At 66.3% G+C, this 1,554-nt stretch carries 1 protein-coding gene and 1 pseudogene; both read right to left on the bottom strand.

What is annotated here, in order from left to right:
- Positions 1 to 281 (bottom strand): annotated as a pseudogene (locus I5W_RS05185) (sugar ABC transporter permease); the annotation flags it as partial.
- 18 nt (positions 282 to 299) lie between these two features.
- On the bottom strand, positions 300 to 1,554 hold a 1,255-nt coding region (locus tag I5W_RS05180), incomplete at its 5' end, for an extracellular solute-binding protein (RefSeq protein ID WP_044528441.1).

The raw sequence follows: 1,554 nt of genomic DNA, 5'->3' as shown, positions 1-1,554 counted from the left end.
GCGGCCAGCGCCAGGGCCATGCCCACGGCCAGCAGCGTGCTGCCGGCAGTAAACACCAGGGTGGCGCGCAGCGAACCATAGAAGGCGTCGTCGCTGAGGATGCGCAGGTAATTGTCCAGTCCCACGAACACCGAGCCATTGCCGAACGGGCGCACCAGGTACAGCGACCAGGCAATGGCCTTGATGGCCGGCCACAGGAAGAACAGGAACACGATCAGCATCTGCGGCGTGGCCAGCAGTAGCGGAAACCAGCGGGCGGGGAAGGCGGGACGTTGGTTCATGATGGGCAGGGTGGCGCTTCAGGGGGAGACCGGTGCGGCATAGGTGCGGCGAAAACGCTGCAGCAGACCATCGCCGCGCTGTCGTGCACGGCTCAGGGCCGGGCCTATGTCCTGTGCGCCGGCCAGGGCGGTCTGCACCTGTTCGGTCCAGGCCAGCCGCAGTTGCGGAAAAAATCCCAGGCGCGGGCCGACGCCGCATTGCCTGGCCGCGGTATCGAGCGAATGGATGCCGGCCACGACCGAGGGCGGATAGCCGCTGGCGTCATCCATGATCTGTGCTGCTACCTGGCGCGTCACCGGCAGGTAGCCGGTCTGGCGCACCAGCATGAGCTGGTTCTGCGGTTGCTGCAGGTAGGCGATGAACGCGGCCACCGCCGCATAGACCTCGCGGCTGAAGCCTTTCATCACCCATAACGAGGCCCCGCCCGGTACGCTGTTGTGGCGCGTGCTGTCGGCATGGATCGGCAGCGGCCGTACCGCGACGTTCTTCAACCCGCTCTTGGCCACGGCATCCCAGGCACTGCTGGAGTCCAGCAGCATGGCGCATTCACCGGTGGTGAAGGCTAGTGTATGACCTCCGGCGCGGGTGGCTGCGCCTTGCACCAGCAGATGCTGCCGGTACCAGCGCAAGACCTCTTGCATGAAGCGCGGGTGCAGGCCCTGATCGAACAGGTAATGGCGGGACAAGGCCTGGTGGCCATTGTCCTGGTCGGCGATGGGCGCGCCTTCGATGGTGCTGACCTGTTCCAGCATGATCCAGGGATTGAAGTCGCTCACCAGCGGACAGGCCTGGCCGGCTGCGCGCAACTGGCGGGCGGCTTGTTCCAGTTCGCCCCAGGTGGCCGGCAGGGTGCTGACGCCGGCGCGGCGCAGCTGGTCGGTGTTGAGATAGAGCACGGCGGTGGAGACATTGAAGGGCAAGGAGTCGAACTGGCCCTGGGCATCGGTGTAGTAGCTGCGGATGGCCGGCAGGTAATCCTGCCAGTCCACCACCTGGCCATGCTCGGCCATCAACTGGTGCACCGGGACGATGGCGCCGCTCAACATCATGTCCAGCGTGCCCACGTCATAGATTTCCACCAGTGCCGGCTGCTGCCCGGCGCGATAGGCGGCGATGGTCTTCTGCATGGTCTGCTCGTAGGTGCCGGGGATGACGCAACGCACGTGATGCTGGTGCTGGGCCGCATTGAAGCCGGCGCAGAGCTGGCGCACCGCAGCGGCGATGGCGCCGGCGTGGCTGCTCCAGAATTCGAAGTTGGCAGCCGGTGCGCGC

The sequence above is a fragment of the Herbaspirillum sp. B65 genome (genome assembly GCF_000333555.1).
Taxonomy (GTDB): domain Bacteria; phylum Pseudomonadota; class Gammaproteobacteria; order Burkholderiales; family Burkholderiaceae_D; genus Herbaspirillum; species Herbaspirillum rubrisubalbicans.
Note: the sequence above shows the minus strand (reverse complement) of the source record. Positions and strands in the feature narration are given on the sequence as shown.